Annotated in this window: 1 pseudogene; it reads right to left on the bottom strand. The window is 37.0% G+C overall.

Features of this window, described 5'->3' with window-relative positions:
- A pseudogene (locus NE637_RS15330) lies at window positions 1-740 on the bottom strand (hypothetical protein); the annotation flags it as partial.

The raw sequence follows: 740 nt of genomic DNA, 5'->3' as shown, positions 1-740 counted from the left end.
CAATTGGATTAGTCTCATCCTTCAATGCTATCATTTCCTTTGATATTGGATCATATGCATAGTACCGAGAAACTAGTGCGAAGTAGTGATCAGGTATTGCTGTTATCTGATGAGTATACGTTGTCCTGGCCACGGCAGAAGCACGCTTATCGCTCCAATTTCCCACAACATTAGTCAACTCCGTTAGGCCCTTCATTGAAAGAAATGAGGTCATCAAATGTCTTCCAATGTGAGATTTTGGGCCATTTTTTATAGCAAAGATTGAATAAGGCGCATTTTTCTTCAAAGCTTTATTGTACGATCTGACTAAGTTATCTTTTAATAATTGGTATTCCTGTTTATTGCTTGAAGAATTGCCGGTCCTATTTACTCGTTTTAGGACTGGTTCAGAATTCCTCAAAAATTCATCCAAATATACAAGTGGATCGATCCTACCCCTTGCGCTAAAGAAGTATATGTGCCTACTAACGCTTGTCTTTGTCTCTGTCACTAAACACTGGATTATTACTCCCAGATACTTATTTTGGACTAATTTAAATGATTTCGGATCAACGTTCTTAATATCGCTGAATCTTCCACAATTGATGAAAGTAGCTAGGAAGAGGAATTGGTATAAAGTTTTTGTTTTTGTAAATCTCGAAGTATACTCAAACGAATTTAGTATTTTCTCAGTGATCTCCCAGATGCTTTCACCCTCACTTAGAAGTGCTTTAAGCATTTTTTTACTGTGGCTATTTCCC

The organism is Desulfovibrio desulfuricans (assembly GCF_024460775.1).
Lineage (GTDB): Bacteria > Desulfobacterota > Desulfovibrionia > Desulfovibrionales > Desulfovibrionaceae > Desulfovibrio > Desulfovibrio desulfuricans_E.
Note: the sequence above shows the minus strand (reverse complement) of the source record. Positions and strands in the feature narration are given on the sequence as shown.